Genomic DNA, 17,857 nt, shown 5'->3' on the forward strand with positions numbered 1-17,857 from the left:
TCCTCTCCTGCAGCGTTCCCGCGCGCGCTCAGGATCCTGCCCGCGAAGTGTTGATCGGCTTTGTCGCACCGATGGACGACCTCGATGCTTCCAGCGGCGCGGGGGCCGCGCAGATGGCGATTGACGAGGCCAATGCCGCATCGGTGCGCATCGGCGGCAATCCCGTTATTTTCAAATTACTGCTGCAAAACGACAAGGCCGATCCGCGCACCGCTGAGCAGGTCGCGCGCTATCTGATCAAGACCAACGTCGTCGCCGTCGTCGGTCACTGGACCAGCACCACCAGCATCGCCGTCGCACCGATCTACGCCGAAGCCGGCATTGCGCAACTGGCGCCGATTGCGTGGAGCAGGCGCTTTACGCTTGCCCCGGGCAGCAGCCATTTCCAGGGCGTGGGCAGCGACGACATGGCGATGGCCTATGTGATCGGCTATTTATCGGAGCATGTCCATCCGAAAAGAGTCATGGTGATTGACGACAAGGCCCCGCTGGGCGTGTCGATGGCTGACTCGTTCGAGAAATACGCCAAGGCCGCGGGCATTGAAACCTCGCGCCATTCCGTCAGCACGCAGACCTCGGACTTCAATCCTCAGTTGCAGATCGCCAAGACCAGTCGCCCGGACATGATCCTGTTCACCGGCCGCAGCGCGCAAAGCACGGCGATTGCGCGCAACCTCAAGCGCATGGGCGTGTCGTCCAGCCTGATGATGACCGGCCCCGTGGTGTCGACGGATTTCCTGGCGCAGATCAATTACAGCGATGAAGATCTCTATGCCATCGTTCCCGGCCCGTCGACGGACGGCAGCAAGATACAGGCCTTCAGGAAACGCTACATGGCGCACTTCACACGCGAACCGGCGCCGTTCGCCATGTTTGCCTACGACTCCGTCCACACGCTGATCGCCGCTATCAAAAAGGCCGACAGCCTCGATCGCCAGAACATCATCGCCGGCTTGTATGCGGTCAACTACACGGGGTTGAGCGGGACGATGTCTTTCCGCCCCGATGGCACGCTCAAGAGCCCTACGTACACATTGCATCAGACTGAAAAAGGCCGCTGGACAGTGCGCAGGCAATTCAAGTCACCCGGATGAGGCGACACAATTGACTTGGATTTAGTCGCACACAAGCGACAGAATGTACCGGGGACTCGCATTGATCCCGCGGACACAGAAGCATCACTTTCGTACCGGAGGTCATATGTCGATTTCCTGCCGTTTTGCTGTTCTGCTTTTGCTGCTCTCGTCCATCCTGCACTGCGCGCATGCAGCCGATACGCCGCCTGTCGTCGTCACGATCGGTTTCGCGGCACCGCTGACGGAAGTTTCCGCGCGTCAGGGCCACAATGCCGCGCTGCTTGCCATCGAGGAAATCAACAAGGGCAACCCCAGCATCAACGGTCGTGCCGTCGTCTTTGAGTTGCTGGAGCAGGACGACAAAGCCGATCCCCGTATCAGCGAATTCATCGCGCGTTCGTTCTCCAATAGCAAGGCCATCGGCGTCATCGGTCATTGGAGCAGCGCAACAACGGTGGCGGCCTCTCCTATTTACCATGCCGCAGGACTGGCGCAAATTTCACCGTTCTCGTGGAGCCGCAGCTTCACGCAAAGATCGTACAAGACGGCGTTCCAGATAATCGGCAGCGACGACGCCGGACTCGCGCTCGCTGCCGATTATCTGGTCGGGGAACAGAAACTGAAACGCGTGCTGGTGCTCGACGACGGAGGATTCCTCGGCACCAGCATGGCGGATTATTTTTCCAATCATGCGAAGGCCGCCGACGGTGAGATCATTCAGCGCATGTCGATCAGCGGCAATACATCTGATTTCAACCAGCCGCTGCAAAAAGCCCGGGATGCTCAGGCCGATCTGATTTTCTTCAGCGGCCGCGTGATGCAAAGCGATGTGCTGGCGCGTAATCTGCACCGCTTTCGCCTGCCGGCGAAGTTACTGCTGACCGGCAGCGTGGTATCGCCCTCTTTTTTGAAGAACGCCGGCGACATCGACAGTACCATTCTCGCCATCGTGCCCAGCACGCCACTGGACAAACGCCCCGGCATGAGCGCATTGCAAAAGAAATACGCCGAGCGCTTCGGCGGCGAGATGATTCCGTTTGCGGTGTACACCTACGACAGCGTGCACTTGCTGGCCGCCGCCGCGAAGAAGGCCAACTCGCTGGAGCGCAGCAAGATCATCGACGCGCTGCACGAGATCAGGCACAACGGCGTCAGCGCCAACATCGCCTTCGACGCCAATGGCGCGCTGCTCAAGCCGAGCTACACGCTCTACAGTTATGAACGAAAAGGATGGATGCCGCTACGAGTCTTCAACGGCAAGTAGAACGACGCGTCAGGGCGTGGGCTTGCGCTGGGCGACGAAGCGATCAAGCTGGCGTGCAAAGGCGCGGCCGTCGGCCTGGCTGAACGCCGCCGGACCGCCGGTCTCGACACCGCTGCCGCGCAGTTCTTCCATGAAATTGCGCATCGTCAGATGCTGCTGGATATTGTCGACGGTGTACATCTCACCGCGTGGATTGAGCACGGCGACGCCGTTGGCGACGACCTCGGCAGCGAGTGGAATATCGGCCGTGATGACGAGGTCGCCGGCTTGTGCGAGCTTGACGATTTCCTTGTCAGCGACGTCAAATCCGGCCGGAACCACGATCGATTTGATGAAGCGTGAAGGCGGCGTGCGCAGGTACCGGTTGGCCACCAGCGTCACCGAGATCTGAGTGCGATCGGCAACGCGGAACAGCATGTCCTTGATCACGCCCGGACAGGCGTCGGCGTCAACCCAGATATGCATGACTCACCTGCGGCACCTGTTTGCTGCCGAAAAGGAAATCAGACAAACGACACCGTCAGTCCCGGCAATGCGACGCCGGAAAACGCGGTGATCCAGGTCTGCCCGGCTTCCACCGGATAGGCGTCGGTCCAGGTGCCGGTGGTGATGATTTCGCCGGCCTGCAAGGGCGCGAATTGCGGCTGGGTCTTGAGCAACTGATGCAGATGCCACAGCGCATGCAAAGGGCTGTCGGCTTCGTCGTTGAAGAAGCCGGCCGCGCGCAGCCGGCCGGTACTGTCGGTGCTGCTTGACAGCGAGACGCTGGCGCTGGCCAGTATCTGCGGCAGGTTGTGGCGCGTGGCCGACGACAGCACGTGCGGCTCGCCGATGATGAGCGTGCCGTGCAGGCCGAAGGCGGCGATCGAATCGGCCACCGTGAATTCCCAGTTGGCGAACGGACAGGCGACGATCTCGAAACCGTGCGCCATCCATTCGATGCATTCGGCCAGTTCGTCGATGGTCGCGTCCGGCGATGGCGCCTGCCCGAGCTTGAAAACGATCTCCGGCTCGATGCGCGGCTGCAACGCCCCCTTCAGGCATTGCTTGCCATGGTTGTCCTCGGCATAGCGCACCGTCGAGTCGTAGATGTGCGCCCAGATCGGAATGCGCGCGTCGTCGGTGACACCGTATTTGTCCCAGGTCTTGTGCACGGTGAAGCCGATCTTGCGGCCGATTGGTTGCTCGCCTTGCGCCACACGGATGTCGATGATGCGGCGCGCAATGTCGTAGGCATCGTCAACGGAGAGAGGCTGGGAAGAGGACAGGAGCGGCAACAGGCGTGTGTTTGCACGGGCATCGAGGAGTTGATGCGCGTACCTGCTGGCTTGGCTCGACATAAGCATGAGAGGCTCGCCCACAAAGATAGTGATTAGCTATCCATTGTCGGTGACGATTAATTTTTGCACAAGTGAAAATAAAGAAATCACAAGAAGTTCGCATGAATTTCTTGGCAAATTTCTAATGAATTGACGAGATGACGAGACACTTTTCCGGCGCGGCAATCGTCCGGCCAAATGGTCAGGCCAATGTCAGTTTGCGCGGAAGTTGACGCAGTTCAACAGCTGTTGCAGATGAGCACGCGTGCGTACGAGAAACGTGAGAAGGAGTGTACCGGCAGCAATGCCGATACAATTTTTGAGCAGGGATTCAACCGGCCCAAAGGTCGCCGTTGGGGCCTGTGCGCGGCGCCGTCACGCCGAAGTGGGTGTACGCCGCCGGCGTCGCCACGCGGCCGCGCGGCGTGCGTTGCAGATAACCTTGCTGGATCAGGTAAGGCTCCAGCACGTCTTCGATGGTGTCACGCTCTTCACCGATTGCCGCAGCGAGATTGTCTAGTCCGACCGGACCGCCGTTGAATTTGAACAGCACCGCTTCGAGCAGCTTGCGGTCCATCACGTCAAAGCCGACCGGATCGACGTCGAGCATGACCAGCGCGGCGTCGGCCATCGCTTGCGTGATCCGGCCATTGCCTTTCACTTCCGCATAGTCTCGCACGCGACGCAGCAGACGATTGGCGATGCGCGGCGTGCCGCGGCTGCGCTTGGCGATTTCCAGCGCGCCTTCTTCGACGATCGGTGCATTCAGCAGGCCGGCGCTGCGCGTGACGATGCGGGCCAGCTCCGGCGGCGTGTAGAACTCCAGGCGCGCAACGATGCCGAAGCGGTCGCGCAGCGGATTGGTCAGCATGCCGGCGCGCGTGGTGGCGCCGACCAGCGTGAACGGCTGCAGGTCCAGACGCACCGAACGCGCCGCCGGGCCTTCGCCGATCATGATGTCGATCTGGTAGTCCTCGAGCGCGGGATAGAGGATTTCCTCCACCACTGGCGACAAGCGATGGATCTCGTCGATGAACAGCACGTCGTTGGCTTCGAGATTGGTCAGCAGCGCGGCCAGGTCGCCGGCGCGCTCCAGCACGGGGCCGGAAGTCTGGCGCAGGTTGACGCCCATTTCGCGCGCGATGATGTGCGCCATGGTGGTCTTGCCAAGGCCCGGCGGGCCGAACAGCAAGGTGTGATCGAGCGCTTCGCCGCGCTGGCGCGCCGCCGAGATGAAGATCTCGAGCTGGCCGCGCACTTTTTCCTGGCCGACGTATTCGTCGAGCTGCTTGGGCCGCAGCGCGCGTTCGATGGCCTCCTCGTTGGCCGAGGCCGGCGTGGCGGCGATGATGCGTTGTTCGGAAAAGTCGTCGGTCTGGATGCTCATGATTTACCGTTCAGGCTTTGGACAGTGCTTTCAGTGCGTGCTTGATGCCGTCCGAGACGCTGGCATCGGCCGGCACCTGCTTCAGCGCCAGAGTCGCTTCCTTGTCGGAATAACCGAGCGCCAGCAAGGCGTTGAGGATATCCGAAGTCGCGTCGTGATGCACCGCGCCGCCGACCACGCCGAGATCGGCGCCGAGCTTGCCCTTGAGTTCAAGCAACAGGCGTTCCGCGGTCTTCTTGCCGATGCCGGGGACCTTGGTGAGACGACCGGCTTCCTGCAGCGTCACCGCCTGCGCCAGATCGCTGACCGACATGCCGGACAGGATCGACAACGCGGTGCGCGCGCCGACACCGGAAATCTTGATCAGCTCCTTGAAGGTATTGCGCTCTTCGGCGCTGCCGAAGCCGAACAGCACGTGGGCGTCTTCGCGGATCGCCAGGTGCGTCAGCAGCACCACTTTTTCGCCGAGGCCGGGCAGATTGTAGAAGGTGCTCATCGGCACGCCGACTTCATATCCGACGCCGTTGCAGTCGACCAGCAATTGCGGAGGATTTTTTTCGAGCAGGATTCCGGAGAGGCGACCGATCATGATGGGCAGGTATCGAAAGTGAGTCGAAAAATGGATTATCGGAATGATACAGTACTGTTCGGATAAACAGTATATGAATCCGCCGAGCCGGCCCCCTGCACTTGCCTTGAAGCACCTTGCCGGGCTATCGTCTGGCCTCACGCATCAACAACCACGCAAGGATCCCATGGCAGGCAGCAGCTTTTTCGCATTGATCGACGACATCGCCGGCATTCTCGACGACGTCTCCGCCATGACCAAGGTCGCCGCCAAGAAAACCGCGGGCGTGCTTGGCGATGATCTGGCGCTCAATGCGCAGCAGGTATCCGGCGTCAACGCCGACCGCGAATTGCCGGTGGTGTGGGCGGTGGCGCTCGGCTCGCTGAAGAACAAGGCGATCCTGGTGCCGGCCGCGCTGGCGATCAGCGCCCTCGCGCCGTGGGCGGTGACGCCGCTGCTGATGCTGGGCGGCGCCTTCCTGTGTTTTGAAGGCTTCGAGAAGCTGGCGCACAAGTATCTGCCGCACGAAGAAGAACATCTTGACGAGACTGCCGCTCCTGAAGCCGCCGAAAGCGAACAGGACAAGATCAAGGGCGCCATCCGCACCGACTTCATCCTGTCGGCGGAAATCATCGCCATCACGCTGGGCACGGTGGCCGGCGCGCCTTTGCAGCAACAGATCACGGTGCTGGTCGGCATCGCGCTGATCATGACGGTGGGTGTCTATGGCGTGGTCGCGGGCATCGTCAAGCTTGACGACGGCGGTCTGTACCTGCTGCGCACCGGTGGAAAATTCGCGCAGCGCATCGGTCGCGCCATTCTGGTGGCGGCGCCCTACATGATGAAGAGCCTGACCGTGATCGGCACGGTGGCGATGTTCATGGTGGGCGGCGGGATCCTGACGCACGGCATCGCGCCCGTGCATCACTGGATCGCCGATGTCAGCGCCCCGCTGGCGACGGTGCCGGTGGTCGGCGGCTTGTTGTCGGTGCTGGCGCCGTCGGCGCTGGATGCGGTGTTCGGGGTGATTGCCGGCGGCGTGGTGCTGCTGGCGGTAACGGCGGTGCAACGCGTGCTGAAAATCTTCAAAAAGAAGTAGCGCCTAACCGACCAGACGACCGCCGCGCATGCGCAGGCCCTTCTTGGCCAGCCCCGGCGCCAGTCCGCCCAGCACGCTGAGGATGTCGCCGCTGTGCGCATGGCAGATCGCCACGCCGAGCGCGTCAGCCGCGTCGGTGCCCGGCAAACCCGGCAGCGCCAGCAAGCGCTGCACCATATCCTGCACCTGCTGCTTCTGCGCCTTGCCGTGACCGGCGACGGCTTGCTTGACCTGCAGCGCGGTGTATTCCGCCACCTGCAGATCGGCCTGCACCAACGCGCAAATCGCCGCGCCGCGGGCCTGGCCGAGCAGCAGCGTGGATTGCGGGTTGACGTTGACGAAGACTTTTTCGATCGCCGCGCAGTCAGGCGTGTACGTCTGGATCACCTCGCCGATGCTGGCCAGGATGACCTTGAGACGTTGCGGCAAATCGCCGTCCGGCGTCTTGATGGTGCCGGAGGCGATATAGGCAAGCTTGCTGCCCTGCTTGTGGATCACGCCGAAGCCGGTGGTGCGCAAGCCGGGATCAATGCCAAGAATTTTCATGCAGACACAATGTGAGTTAATCGTTTCGGATGGAGCTCCGGACCTGCCGGCAATCAAGGCGCCTTGACCACCTTTACTATTTTCCAATCCCCGCCCTGCGCTTCATATACGGTAAACACAGGATCGCGCAGATTTCCTTCCCGGTCGAAGGAAATAAGGCCGGTCAGTCCCCTGAATTTCTCCGCATGCAGCGTGTCGATCAATTTGCCCGGATCGGCCGAATTGCCCTGCCGGATCGCTTCCCCCAACATCAGCACCGCGTCATAGGCGCGCAAGCTGCTGACGTCGATATACGATGAAGAAAACCGCGCGATGTAGTTCTTTTCAAAATTCTTCCATCCCGGCAGTTTATCTCGTTGCTGGTCGGATTCCAGCGTAAAAATATTGCCGGCGCCGTTGACCTGATTCAGGAAGTTCTGGTTGTTCATGCCGTTCATCGCATTCAGGAAACGCGTCTTCACGCCCAGACGCTTGGCGCTGGCGATCATGTTGGCCGCCTGCAGATGCGTGCCGCCCCAGAATATCGCATCCGCCCTGCTCTCCTTGACATCGGCCAGCGCCTGGTTGAAATCGGAGGTTTTGTCGCTGACCGAATAGCGGCCAAGCAAGAGACCGCCGGCTTGCCGGAAACCCTCGCTGAACTGATCCGCCATCGCCATGCCCGACGGCGTCTTGTCGTCGATCACGGCCATGCGATCAACCTTCAGGTCGCCATACACATAATGCCCGAAAAGAATGCCGCCCTGTTCGCTGTGGCCGAACATGCGGAAGGTGTTGTCATAGCCGAGCTGCGTGAATTTGTGGTTGGTGGCGCCGACCGAGATGTGCGGAATGCGCGCGGCCCGGACTTGTTCGGCGGTGGCGATGCATACCGTCGAACTGTGGCAGATGAGCGCAGCGGGATTTTTCTTTAGCAGATAGTCCGTCGCCAGTTTGCTGGCGTTGGCATCGAAACGATCGTCTTGCGGAATCAGCTCAAAGACGACCCTGGCGTTGTTGACCTTGACGGCTTTCTTGTTCAGTTCATCGATCGCCAGTTTCGCACCGTTGGTCATGCTGACGCCGCGCGCCTGGTTGGAGCCACTGAGGGGCGCCAGGAAACCGATGACCACCTTGGTCTCCTGGGCGAAGCCTGAGTCAGGGAACACACTCAATCCCGACAGCGCCAGCAGCAAGAACAAGCGGGGACACGGGCTGAAAAACAGACGAAGCAGACGGTTCATCGGCAGCCTCCAACGAGAGAAAGTGATCGCTCATTATCCATCGAAGAATTGCCTTAATGACAATACCAGACTGCTCCCTACGCAAAAAACAACAAGCCCGGCACTAGGCCGGGCTTGGATGCGGTGTTACAGCGTCAAAAAAGGATCATCTGCGTATCAGTGGCGGAAGTGACGCGTACCAGTGAGCAGCATCACGACATCGCGTTCATTCGCTGCATCGATCACTTCCTGATCGCGCATCGAGCCGCCCGGATGGATCACGCTGGTCGCGCCGGCGTCAACCACCACGTCCAGACCATCGCGGAACGGGAAGAAAGCGTCCGACGCCACTGCTGAGCCGGCCAGCGTCAGGCCGGCGTTCTGCGCCTTGATCGACGCGATACGGGCGGAATCGATACGGCTCATCTGGCCGGCGCCGACGCCAAGGGTCATGCCATTGCCGCAGAAGACGATGGCGTTGGACTTGACGAACTTGGCGACGCGCCAGGCGAACATCAGGTCTTGCAGTTGTTGCGGTGTCGGTTGCTTCTTGCTGACGACCTTGACGTCGGCCAGCAGCACATTCTTGGCATCCGGCGATTGCACCAGCAGACCGCCGCCGACGCGTTTGAAGTCATACGCGTTGAGACCATTACCCAATGGGATTTCCAGCAGGCGGACGTTTTGCTTGGCGGCGAAAATCTTCTTTGCTTCGGCGCTGAAGGACGGCGCGATCAGCACTTCGACGAATTGCTTGGCGACCGCTTCGGCGGCGGCGCCGTCGAGTTCGCGGTTGAAGGCGATGATGCCGCCGAAGGCCGAGGTCGGATCAGTCTGCAAGGCCTTGCTGTAAGCCTCCAGCGGATTGCCGCCGACCGCCACGCCGCACGGGTTGGCGTGCTTGATGATGACGCAGGCGGTAGTGTCGGCGGCGTCGAAGGTCTTGACGCACTCCCACGCCGCATCGGCGTCGGCGATGTTGTTGAACGACAGTTCCTTGCCTTGCAGCTGGGTGTAGCTGGCCAGCGCGCCGTCGATCTTCCTGACGTCGCGGTAGAACGCCGCCGATTGGTGCGGGTTTTCGCCGTAGCGCATGTCCTGCACTTTTTCGAAGTGGAGGTTCAGGGTTTCCGGATAGGCGCTGCGCGTGGCGTGCTGCTTGTCTTCGCCCAGCGAGGTGAAATAGTTGGTGATGGCGCCGTCGTATTGCGCGGTGTGGGCGAATACTTTCTTGGCCAGCGCAAAGCGCTTTTCGTACGGCAGATCGCCGCTTGCCTGCAGATCAGCCAGCACGCCGGCGTAGTCGGTCGGATCGCAGATCACAACGACATCCTTGTGGTTCTTGGCCGACGAACGCAGCATCGCCGGACCGCCGATGTCGATGTTTTCGATCGCGTCTTCCAGCGAGCACTCTTCCTTGGCGATGGTCTGCTGGAACGGATACAGGTTCACCACCACCATGTCGATCGTCGGGATGCCGTGCTTGTCCAGCGCAGCCACATGCTCAGGAAAATCGCGGCGCGCCAGGATGCCGCCATGCACTTTCGGATGCAGCGTCTTGACGCGGCCGTCCAGCATTTCCGGGAAACCGGTGTAGTCGGCGACTTCGGTCACCTTGACGCCGTTGTCGGCCAGCAGCTTGGCGGTGCCGCCGGTGGACAGGATGTTGACGCCCAGGGCGGACAGCGCGCGCGCAAAGTCGAGCACACCGGCTTTGTCGGAAACGGAGATGAGTGCTTGTTTGATCATGATGGCATGAAGGAGGAGAAGAACTGCGTGGATGAAGGAATTCGGTGACGGTGTGGATGTAGCCGGCGATACGCTTTCAGGCGTACCGCCGCGTGCAAGTGTTACAGCAAGCCGTGCTGCTGCAATTTCTTGCGCAGGGTATTGCGATTGATGCCGAGAATTTCTGCGGCTTGCGACTGATTGCCGTCGGCGCGCGCCATCACTGCTTCGAAGATCGGTTTCTCGACCGTCAAAACAACCATGTCATAGACATTCGATGGCAACTGCTCGCCCAGGTCCTTGAAATACTTGTCAAGGCTCTTCCTGACGACATCCTCGATACTTTCTTTACTCATTACGTGCTACTTCTGTTCTTTTTAGTGTGTTGATCAATAGCCTTCAATCCTGCGTGCAGCTATGCTGCCAGCGGCTGATCGGCAATCCCGTATTGTAACCGCTCGCCATATGCCGCCTGCGATTCAAAGAAATCGCGCACTGCGTTCCATTGCAGCTGGCAATCCTCGAGGCGGTTCATGCGCTGCCGGAATTGTTCCCCCTCCGGCAGGTCGCGGACATACCATCCGATGTGCTTGCGCGCCGTGCGTACGCCGAGATACTCGCCGTAAAACGCATAGTGCGCCTGCAGATGTTCCAGCATCAGTTCCTGTACTTCGGCCACCATCGGCGCCGGCAGATGCGTGCCGGTGCGCAGGAAGTGGTCGATTTCACGGAAGATCCACGGCCGTCCCTGCGCCGCGCGGCCGATCATGACGGCGTCGGCGCCGGTGACCGCCAGCACGTGTTTTGCGCGCTCGGGCGTGGTGATGTCGCCGTTGGCAACCACCGGGATCTTCACGGCCGCCTTGACGGCGGCAATCGTTTCGTACTCGGCTTCGCCGCTGTAGCCGTCGGCACGCGTGCGGCCGTGCAGCGTCAGCATGGCGATGCCGCTTTGCTCCGCCATGGCGGCAATGGCCAGGGCGTTCTTGTTTTCGCGATTCCAGCCGGTGCGGAATTTCAGCGTCACCGGCACGTCGACCGCATTGACCACCGCGTCGAGAATCTGTCCCACCAGCTTTTCGTTCTGCAACAAGGCCGAGCCGCACCAGCTGTTGCAGACCTTCTTGACCGGGCAGCCCATGTTGATGTCGATGATCTGCGCGCCGCGATCGACGTTGTGCTTCGCGCAATCGGCCAGCATGGCGGGATCGGCGCCGGCGATCTGCACCGCCTTCGGCTCCATCTCACCGTCATGGTTGGTGCGGCGCGAAGTCTTCTCGCTTTGCCACAGGCGTGGATCAGAGGCTGCCATTTCCGACACGGCGTAACCCGCCCCCAGTTGCTTGCACAACTGACGGAAAGGCCGATCCGTCACACCAGCCATCGGGGCGACGAAAACGTTATTGCGCAGGGAATGCGGGCCGATATTCACAGGTCGATGGACGGTGCGGTCGTGTGGTTGCTGGGGAAGGGCGCTATTTTAGCGCGATTGGTCCTCCGCCCCAACAAGAATCGGTCTTGCAGCGCAGCGGCGACAACACATTGCCGAAGCGACAAGAATTGCCGCCTGGCGCCGTATTTCATCCGACAGAACGCGACTGAAAGCGGATCAGCGATCCACTTCGTCCAGCACGTCGGCCGACAAATGGGCAACATCGGCCCACTGCGCGATGTGCAGGCGCTCGCCGTCCCACTGCATGCGGTTGATGCCAGCGTTGAAGATATCGAAATCGCGTGCGTGCGCGAAGCCGGTCTGGCGCGACCAGCGATAGATGCATTCAAGCACGCCGCCGTGGGTGACGATGGCGATCTTCCGGTGCTGCCGGCTGTTGCTGTGGCGGATCAGGCGCGTGACCGCACCGACGGCGCGCTCGGAGAATTCGCGCATGGTTTCGGCGACGCGTTCGCCGGCCGGATAGCGTGCATCTAGTTCGCGTGCTTTCCAGGCGGCATAGTCTTGCGGATAGCGTTGCGCGATGTCGTGATGCTGCAGGCCTTCGAAGCCGCCGTAGCAACGCTCGCGCAAAGCTTCGTCGATGTGCACGTCCTTGCCTTGCAGCGTTGCCACCGCCTGCGCGGTGTCGCGCGCGCGTTGCAGGTCGCTGGCGTAGATCGCGTCCAGCGGCTCGTTACCGAGCGCCCGACCCAACGCCGCCGCCTGCCGCTGCCCTTCGGCGTTGAGTGGAATGTCGATGTGGCCTTGCAGCCGTTTGTCGACGTTCCAGTCGGTTTCACCGTGGCGGATCAGCAGGATGTCAGTCGTGGCGGGCGTGGCAGTCATGGCGATGTTACTTGATCAGGTCGGGATTGAGCGTGTACGTGCCGGTGATGGCTGCCTGCGCCAGCACATGGCCTTGCAGCGCGTTGTGCACGTCGGTGCCGGTGAACTTGCCGGTGACGGTCAGTTGTTCCTGGTCGATGGCGTACAGCGTGAAGATGTAACGGTGCGCAATTGCGTCGTTCCACGGCGGGCAGGGGCCGTCATAACCGAAGTAGTCGCCGCTCATGTCGCCATCGCCTGCGAACCAGCTGGTGTAATCGTTGAGGCCGTGGCGCGCGCCCGACAGCGGATCGCCGGGAATCGCCGGACCGGCCTTGCCGCGCGTGGTGACGGCGCTGCTGAATTGCCCCGCAGCCAGTTCGGCGACGCCGGCCGGAATATCGACCAGAGTCCAGTGGAAGAAATCAACGCGCGGCAGATCGGCCGGCACGGTCTTGCCTTCCTGATTGACGTCGTCGCCGCGCGACGGTACATCAGGATCGTGGACCACCAGCACCAGCGACCTGGTGCCGGGAGGCAAATCGCTCCAGGCCAGGTGCGGATTTTTGTTGGATGACAGGGCTACGTGGTTTTTGGGATCGGATACGGCAAAGGCGAATTCGCCCGGAATGACTGCGCCGTCCTGAAAAGAATCGCTCCAGAGTTTCATGTGTGCTCTCCTTTGAAAATCAGCCTGCTGTTGAATATCAAAAAATATCGTCGGGCCGTCGCCGGCGTTACTTACCGCCAACCTGCAGCCAGAATGTGACGGGCCCGTCATTGGTCAGCGAGACCTGCATGTCGGCGCCGAAACGGCCGGTTTCGACCACGCCGTGACGGGCTTTCGCCTGCGTAACGAAATGGTCGAACAGTTGCTTGCCTTCCGCCGGCGGCGCCGCCGGCGTGAACGACGGCCGGGTGCCGGAGCGGGTATCGGCCGCCAGCGTGAACTGCGGCACCAGCAGCAAGCCGCCCTGCACGTCGGTCACGCTGCGATTCATCTTGCCGGCTTCGTCGGCGAACACGCGATAGGCCAGCAACTTGGTCAGCAGCGCGTCGGCTTCCCTGACAGTGTCGCCGCGTTCGGCGCAGACCAGCACCATCAAACCGGGGCCGATGGCGCCGACTTGCTCGCCTTCCACTACGACATCAGCTTTGCGGACTCGTTGCAATAATCCGATCATGACGCTGTAACGGTCGCTGTCATTGCGACAAGGTAACGCGGGCGAACTTGCGCTTGCCGACCTGCACCACGAACACGCCGGCTTCCACCTTCAGACCTTTGTCACTGATCACCGTGCCGTCGATGCGCACGCCGCCCTGCTCCACCATGCGCAAGGCCTCTGACGTCGAAGCGCACAGGTTGGTCTGCTTGAGCAATTGACCGATGCCCAGCGGCGCGCCGGACAGGCTGACTTCCGGCACGTCGTCCGGAATGCCGCCCTTGGAGCGGTTGACGAAATCGGCCAGCGCGTCTTCAGCTGCCTGCTGCGAGTGGAAGCGCGTGACAATTTCCTGCGCCAGCGCGACCTTGATGTCGCGCGGATTCTTGCCGGCGGCGACGTCGGCCTTGAAGCCGGCGATGTCGGCGATCGAGCGGAACGACAGCAGCTCGTAGTAGCGCCACATCATCACGTCGGAAATGCTCATCACCTTGGCGAACATGGTGTTGGCAGGTTCGGTGATACCGATGTAGTTGTTCTTGGACTTGGACATCTTGTCGACGCCGTCCAGGCCTTCCAGCAGCGGCATGGTCAGGATGCATTGCGGCTCCTGGCCGAAATCCTTTTGCAGCTCGCGGCCGACCAGCAGGTTGAACTTCTGGTCGGTGCCGCCCAGTTCAAGGTCCGACTTCAGCGCGACCGAGTCGTAGCCCTGCATCAGCGGATACAGGAATTCATGCACCGAAATCGGCGTGCCTTCCTTGAAGCGCTTGGTGAAATCGTCGCGCTCCATCATGCGCGCCACGGTGTAGCGCGAAGCCAGCTGGATCATGCCGCGGCTGCCGAGCGGATCGCACCATTCGGAGTTGTAACGGATCTCGGTCTTCGCGGCATCAAGCACCAGACTAGCCTGGGCGAAATACGTCTTGGCGTTGACTTCGATCTGCTCGCGCGTCAGCGGCGGGCGGGTGGCATTGCGGCCGGACGGGTCGCCGATCATCGAGGTGAAATCGCCGATCAGGAAGATCACGTTATGACCGAGGTCCTGCAACTGGCGCATCTTGTTCAACACCACGGTGTGACCCAGATGCAGGTCGGGCGCGGTCGGGTCCAGGCCCAGCTTGATGCGCAGCGGCTGGCCGCTCTTTTCGGCGCGCGCCAGCTTTTGCGCAAATTCACTTTCGATGAGCAACTCATCGACGCCGCGCTTGGTGATGGCCAGCGCTTCCTGGACTTTATCGGACAGGGGCAAGGGGGCTTGTGGAGCTTGGGAGGTTGGCTGTTCGGCGTTCATTGATATAACTAAAAAATAGGCTTTTGTAGGACAGTACCGGATTGACGCTTTGCTATAATCGCGCTTTCGTCTTTCTGCCGCACGCCATTTAGAAGCGCAATCAGCAGAGAATTTAGCATTCATCGCCTGTCGAGAATCTGTAAAAAGCGTGCGTCATCGGGGAGTCATTGACGGTGCTTGCGGTTGAATGGCAACCTGGTTGGCCGGTACATGTTTCACCATACCGGCAGCGCGGAACGATCCGCCAACTGCATTGCCATCCTGCAACAGGATTCGGAACAAGCGTAAACGGTAGATTTTAACGTATTGCATGTTCCCTAAAGATAAATTCGCGCGCGCCGCTTCCCTGTACCGCACCGCCCATCTCTTCTGCCAAGAGAAATTCCACGGTTCTTCCCGCAAGACCAAGATCCTGTCCGCCGGCGCCCTGTTCCTCGGCGCCTTCACGATCGGCGCCGCCGGCTTCGCCCCGGCCGAGCCGGACACCTCCGATGCGCCGGTCCACGCCATCGTCAAGGACCTGGCCTTGCCTGATTTGCAACAGCAGATCGCGCAACTGGCAGACCGCGAAGAGTTTTACGTCAACGAAGAAAAAGTCCGCTCCGGCGACACGCTGGCAAGCTTGCTGACACGCCTGGGCGTGGACGACGAGGCCGCAGCCAACTTCATCAAGTCCGATACCCTGGCCCGCGCTGTCATGCAGTTGCGCGCCGGCAAGCGCGTGATGGCTCGCACGTCTGAAGACGGCGAGCTGCAACAGCTGACGGCGACACTGAGCGACGGCCGCGACGGTCAAGCGGTCAACAACCTCGTGATCGAACGCAGCGGCGACACCTTCAAGGCCAGCACCGCGCCGGCCGTGCTGGAACGCCGCGTCGAAATGCGCTCCGGCCAGATCCGTTCGTCGCTGTTCGCGGCGACCGACAATGCGCAGATCCCGGACAGCGTGGCGACCCAACTGGTCGACATGTTCTCGACCAACATCAACTTCGCCTCCGACCTGCGCCGCGGCGACCGCTTCAACGTGGTCTATGAAACCTTCTACAACAATGGCGAACCGGTGCGCACCGGCCGCGTGCTGGCAGGCGAATTCAGCAACGCCGGCAATACCTACCAGGCGGTCTGGTTCGATGAACCGGGCAGCAAGATCGGCGGTGGTTATTACTCGTTCGACGGCAAGTCGCTGAAGAAAGCCTTCCTCAAGTCGCCGCTGGCCTTCACGCGTATTTCATCGGGCTTCTCGATGCGCGTGCACCCTATCCTCGGCATCTGGAAGCAGCACACCGGCGTCGACTTTGCGGCGCCGACCGGCACCCCGATCCATGCATCGGGCGACGGCGTGGTTGATTTCGTCGGCAAGCAGAACGGCTACGGCAACATCGTCGTGATCAAGCACTGGAACAATTACTCCACCGCGTACGGCCACATGAGCCGCTTCGCCACCGGCCTGCGCAAGGGCGACAAGATCAGCCAGGGTGAAGTCATCGGCTTCGTCGGCATGACCGGCTGGGCTACGGGCCCCCATCTGCATTACGAGTTCCGCGTCAGCAACGTGCCGCGCAATCCGCTGTCGGTTGACGTGCCGAATGCGCAACCGCTGGGCGGCGGCCAACTGGCCCGTTTCCGCGCAGTCTCGACCGACATGAACCGCCGCCTGTCGCTGTTGCGTCCTGCCGGCGAGAACGGCAACGTGACCCTGGCGTCGCGCTAAACCGGACTCCCGAACCGCAAAGCCGGTGATGGAATCGCTGTAAAATTGCAGCGACTCCATCACCGGTTTTTTTATGTCCGCCGATCTCTCTTCGCTGCAACGCTCTGCTTTCTCTTCCCTGTATATCGGCCTGATGTCAGGCACCAGCCTCGATGGCGTCGACGGCGTGCTGGCTTCGCTGCCGGACGACGGCCAGCCGATGGCGACGCTGGCGACGGCCTATGTAGCATTTCCAGAAGATTTGCGCGCGGCGCTGATGGCGCTGCAGGCCAACGGCGAGAATGAATTGCAGCGCGAAGCATTGGCGGCCAACCAGTTGGCCAATTACTACGCCCAATGCGTCGCGCAACTGCTGGAAAAGAGCGCGATCCCGGCGGCCTATATCCGCGCCGTCGGCGTGCACGGACAAACCATCCGCCATCGCCCCGAACTCGGCTATACACGCCAGACCAACAACCCCAGCTTGCTGGCCGAACTGTGCGGCATCGACGTCATCGCCGATTTCCGCAGCCGCGACGTCGCCGCCGGCGGCCAGGGCGCGCCGCTGGTGCCGGCCTTCCATCAGGCTGTGTTCGGTAGCGACGACGAGATGCGCGTGGCGGTCAATATCGGCGGCATCAGCAACATCAGCATCCTGCCTGCCGGCAAGCAAGCCGCCACGTCAGGCTTCGACACCGGTCCCGGCAATGTATTGATGGATGCGTGGATCGCTCGCCGCCAAGGCCGAAGCTATGACGCCGACGGCGCCTGGGGCGCGTCCGGAAAAGTGGATACAGCCCTGCTGGCGGCCTTGCGCAGCGACGACTATTTCGCATTGCCGCCGCCCAAGAGCACCGGCCGCGACCTGTTCCATGTCGAATGGCTGGAGCAGCGCCTGCAAGGTTTCCCATCTCTGCCGCCGGTTGACGTGCAGGCGACGCTGACCGCCTTCACCGCATCTACCATTGCCGACGCCATCGTCGCGCACGCATCCGCTGCCGCAGCGGTCTATGTCTGCGGCGGCGGGGCTTACAACGGGTATTTGCTGGAGTTGCTGGCGCAAGCCTTGCAGGCAGGTGCGGATCGCCCGATTCCGGTCATGTCGACGGAAGTGCTGGGGGTGGCGCCCAATCACGTGGAGGCTTTGGCCTTCGCCTGGCTGGCGCAACGCTTTTGCCTGCGCCGGCCGGGCAATCTGCCTGCCGTCACCGGGGCGCGCGGTCTGCGTGTGCTGGGCGGTCTCTATCCGGCGCAGTAACTC

Annotated in this window: 18 protein-coding genes; 5 read left to right on the forward strand and 13 right to left on the reverse strand. The window is 61.4% G+C overall.

What is annotated here, in order from left to right; all coding sequences use genetic code 11:
- The first annotated feature begins 47 nt into the window (after nt 1-47).
- Nucleotides 48-1,094 carry a branched-chain amino acid ABC transporter substrate-binding protein gene (locus ACIROW_RS11650; RefSeq protein WP_402275474.1) on the forward strand — a complete coding sequence of 349 codons (1,047 nt, stop codon included), beginning with the start codon at nt 48-50 and terminating at the stop codon, nt 1,092-1,094.
- 106 nt (nt 1,095-1,200) lie between these two features.
- On the forward strand, nt 1,201-2,340 hold the full coding sequence (locus ACIROW_RS11655) for a branched-chain amino acid ABC transporter substrate-binding protein (RefSeq protein WP_402275476.1): 1,140 nt from the start codon (nt 1,201-1,203) through the stop codon (nt 2,338-2,340).
- A 9-nt stretch (nt 2,341-2,349) separates the two neighbouring features.
- Here ACIROW_RS11655 and ACIROW_RS11660 read toward each other — a convergent pair whose 3' ends face one another.
- From ACIROW_RS11660 to ruvA, 4 genes are all read right to left on the reverse strand, one after another.
- Complete coding sequence (locus ACIROW_RS11660) at nt 2,350-2,805, reverse strand: YaiI/YqxD family protein (protein WP_402275478.1); 456 nt, start codon at nt 2,803-2,805, stop codon at nt 2,350-2,352.
- A 38-nt stretch (nt 2,806-2,843) separates the two neighbouring features.
- Nucleotides 2,844-3,686, reverse strand: a complete 843-nt coding sequence (locus tag ACIROW_RS11665; protein WP_402275480.1) for a 2-keto-4-pentenoate hydratase — start codon at nt 3,684-3,686, stop codon at nt 2,844-2,846.
- 304 nt (nt 3,687-3,990) lie between these two features.
- Entirely contained in the window at nt 3,991-5,046 is a 1,056-nt protein-coding gene (gene ruvB / locus ACIROW_RS11670; RefSeq protein ID WP_402275482.1) for a Holliday junction branch migration DNA helicase RuvB, read from the reverse strand.
- Nucleotides 5,047-5,056: 10 nt separating this feature from the next.
- Nucleotides 5,057-5,635, reverse strand: coding sequence for a Holliday junction branch migration protein RuvA (gene ruvA, locus ACIROW_RS11675; protein ID WP_053194902.1), 579 nt, complete (start codon nt 5,633-5,635; stop codon nt 5,057-5,059).
- 166 nt (nt 5,636-5,801) lie between these two features.
- On the opposite strand from ruvA, the gene ACIROW_RS11680 reads away from it, so the two are divergent.
- Entirely contained in the window at nt 5,802-6,713 is a 912-nt protein-coding gene (locus tag ACIROW_RS11680) for a DUF808 domain-containing protein (RefSeq protein WP_402275485.1), read from the forward strand.
- A 3-nt stretch (nt 6,714-6,716) separates the two neighbouring features.
- Here ACIROW_RS11680 and ruvC read toward each other — a convergent pair whose 3' ends face one another.
- The 9 genes from ruvC to tyrS form a co-directional block, all read right to left on the reverse strand.
- Complete coding sequence (gene ruvC / locus ACIROW_RS11685; protein WP_402275487.1) at nt 6,717-7,259, reverse strand: crossover junction endodeoxyribonuclease RuvC; 543 nt, start codon at nt 7,257-7,259, stop codon at nt 6,717-6,719.
- Between the two features lie 53 nt (nt 7,260-7,312).
- Entirely contained in the window at nt 7,313-8,482 is a 1,170-nt protein-coding gene (locus tag ACIROW_RS11690; protein ID WP_402275489.1) for a branched-chain amino acid ABC transporter substrate-binding protein, read from the reverse strand.
- Nucleotides 8,483-8,638: 156 nt separating this feature from the next.
- A complete protein-coding gene (purH, locus tag ACIROW_RS11695) occupies nt 8,639-10,210 on the reverse strand; it encodes a bifunctional phosphoribosylaminoimidazolecarboxamide formyltransferase/IMP cyclohydrolase (protein WP_402275491.1) in 1,572 nt (523 codons plus the stop codon).
- 101 nt (nt 10,211-10,311) lie between these two features.
- A complete protein-coding gene (locus ACIROW_RS11700) occupies nt 10,312-10,545 on the reverse strand; it encodes a Fis family transcriptional regulator (protein WP_007883354.1) in 234 nt (77 codons plus the stop codon).
- 59 nt (nt 10,546-10,604) lie between these two features.
- Nucleotides 10,605-11,621, reverse strand: coding sequence for a tRNA dihydrouridine synthase DusB (gene dusB / locus ACIROW_RS11705; protein WP_402275494.1), 1,017 nt, complete (start codon nt 11,619-11,621; stop codon nt 10,605-10,607).
- Between the two features lie 177 nt (nt 11,622-11,798).
- Nucleotides 11,799-12,470, reverse strand: coding sequence for a histidine phosphatase family protein (locus tag ACIROW_RS11710; protein ID WP_402275497.1), 672 nt, complete (start codon nt 12,468-12,470; stop codon nt 11,799-11,801).
- Between the two features lie 7 nt (nt 12,471-12,477).
- Nucleotides 12,478-13,119, reverse strand: a complete 642-nt coding sequence (locus ACIROW_RS11715; protein WP_402275499.1) for a YbhB/YbcL family Raf kinase inhibitor-like protein — start codon at nt 13,117-13,119, stop codon at nt 12,478-12,480.
- Nucleotides 13,120-13,186: 67 nt separating this feature from the next.
- Entirely contained in the window at nt 13,187-13,633 is a 447-nt protein-coding gene (gene dtd / locus ACIROW_RS11720; RefSeq protein WP_402275502.1) for a D-aminoacyl-tRNA deacylase, read from the reverse strand.
- 19 nt (nt 13,634-13,652) lie between these two features.
- Complete coding sequence (gene tyrS / locus ACIROW_RS11725; protein WP_402275504.1) at nt 13,653-14,906, reverse strand: tyrosine--tRNA ligase; 1,254 nt, start codon at nt 14,904-14,906, stop codon at nt 13,653-13,655.
- Nucleotides 14,907-15,216: 310 nt separating this feature from the next.
- Between tyrS and ACIROW_RS11730 the strand changes: the two genes are divergently transcribed.
- Together ACIROW_RS11730 and ACIROW_RS11735 are read left to right on the forward strand one after the other, a co-directional pair.
- On the forward strand, nt 15,217-16,617 hold the full coding sequence (locus ACIROW_RS11730) for a peptidoglycan DD-metalloendopeptidase family protein (RefSeq protein ID WP_402275507.1): 1,401 nt from the start codon (nt 15,217-15,219) through the stop codon (nt 16,615-16,617).
- A gap of 73 nt (nt 16,618-16,690) precedes the next feature.
- On the forward strand, nt 16,691-17,854 hold the full coding sequence (locus ACIROW_RS11735; RefSeq protein ID WP_402275510.1) for an anhydro-N-acetylmuramic acid kinase: 1,164 nt from the start codon (nt 16,691-16,693) through the stop codon (nt 17,852-17,854).
- Nucleotides 17,855-17,857 lie beyond the last annotated feature (3 nt).

Origin of the sequence: Herbaspirillum sp. NPDC101397 (assembly GCF_044767325.1) — a bacterium.
Classification (GTDB): Bacteria; Pseudomonadota; Gammaproteobacteria; order Burkholderiales; family Burkholderiaceae_D; genus Herbaspirillum.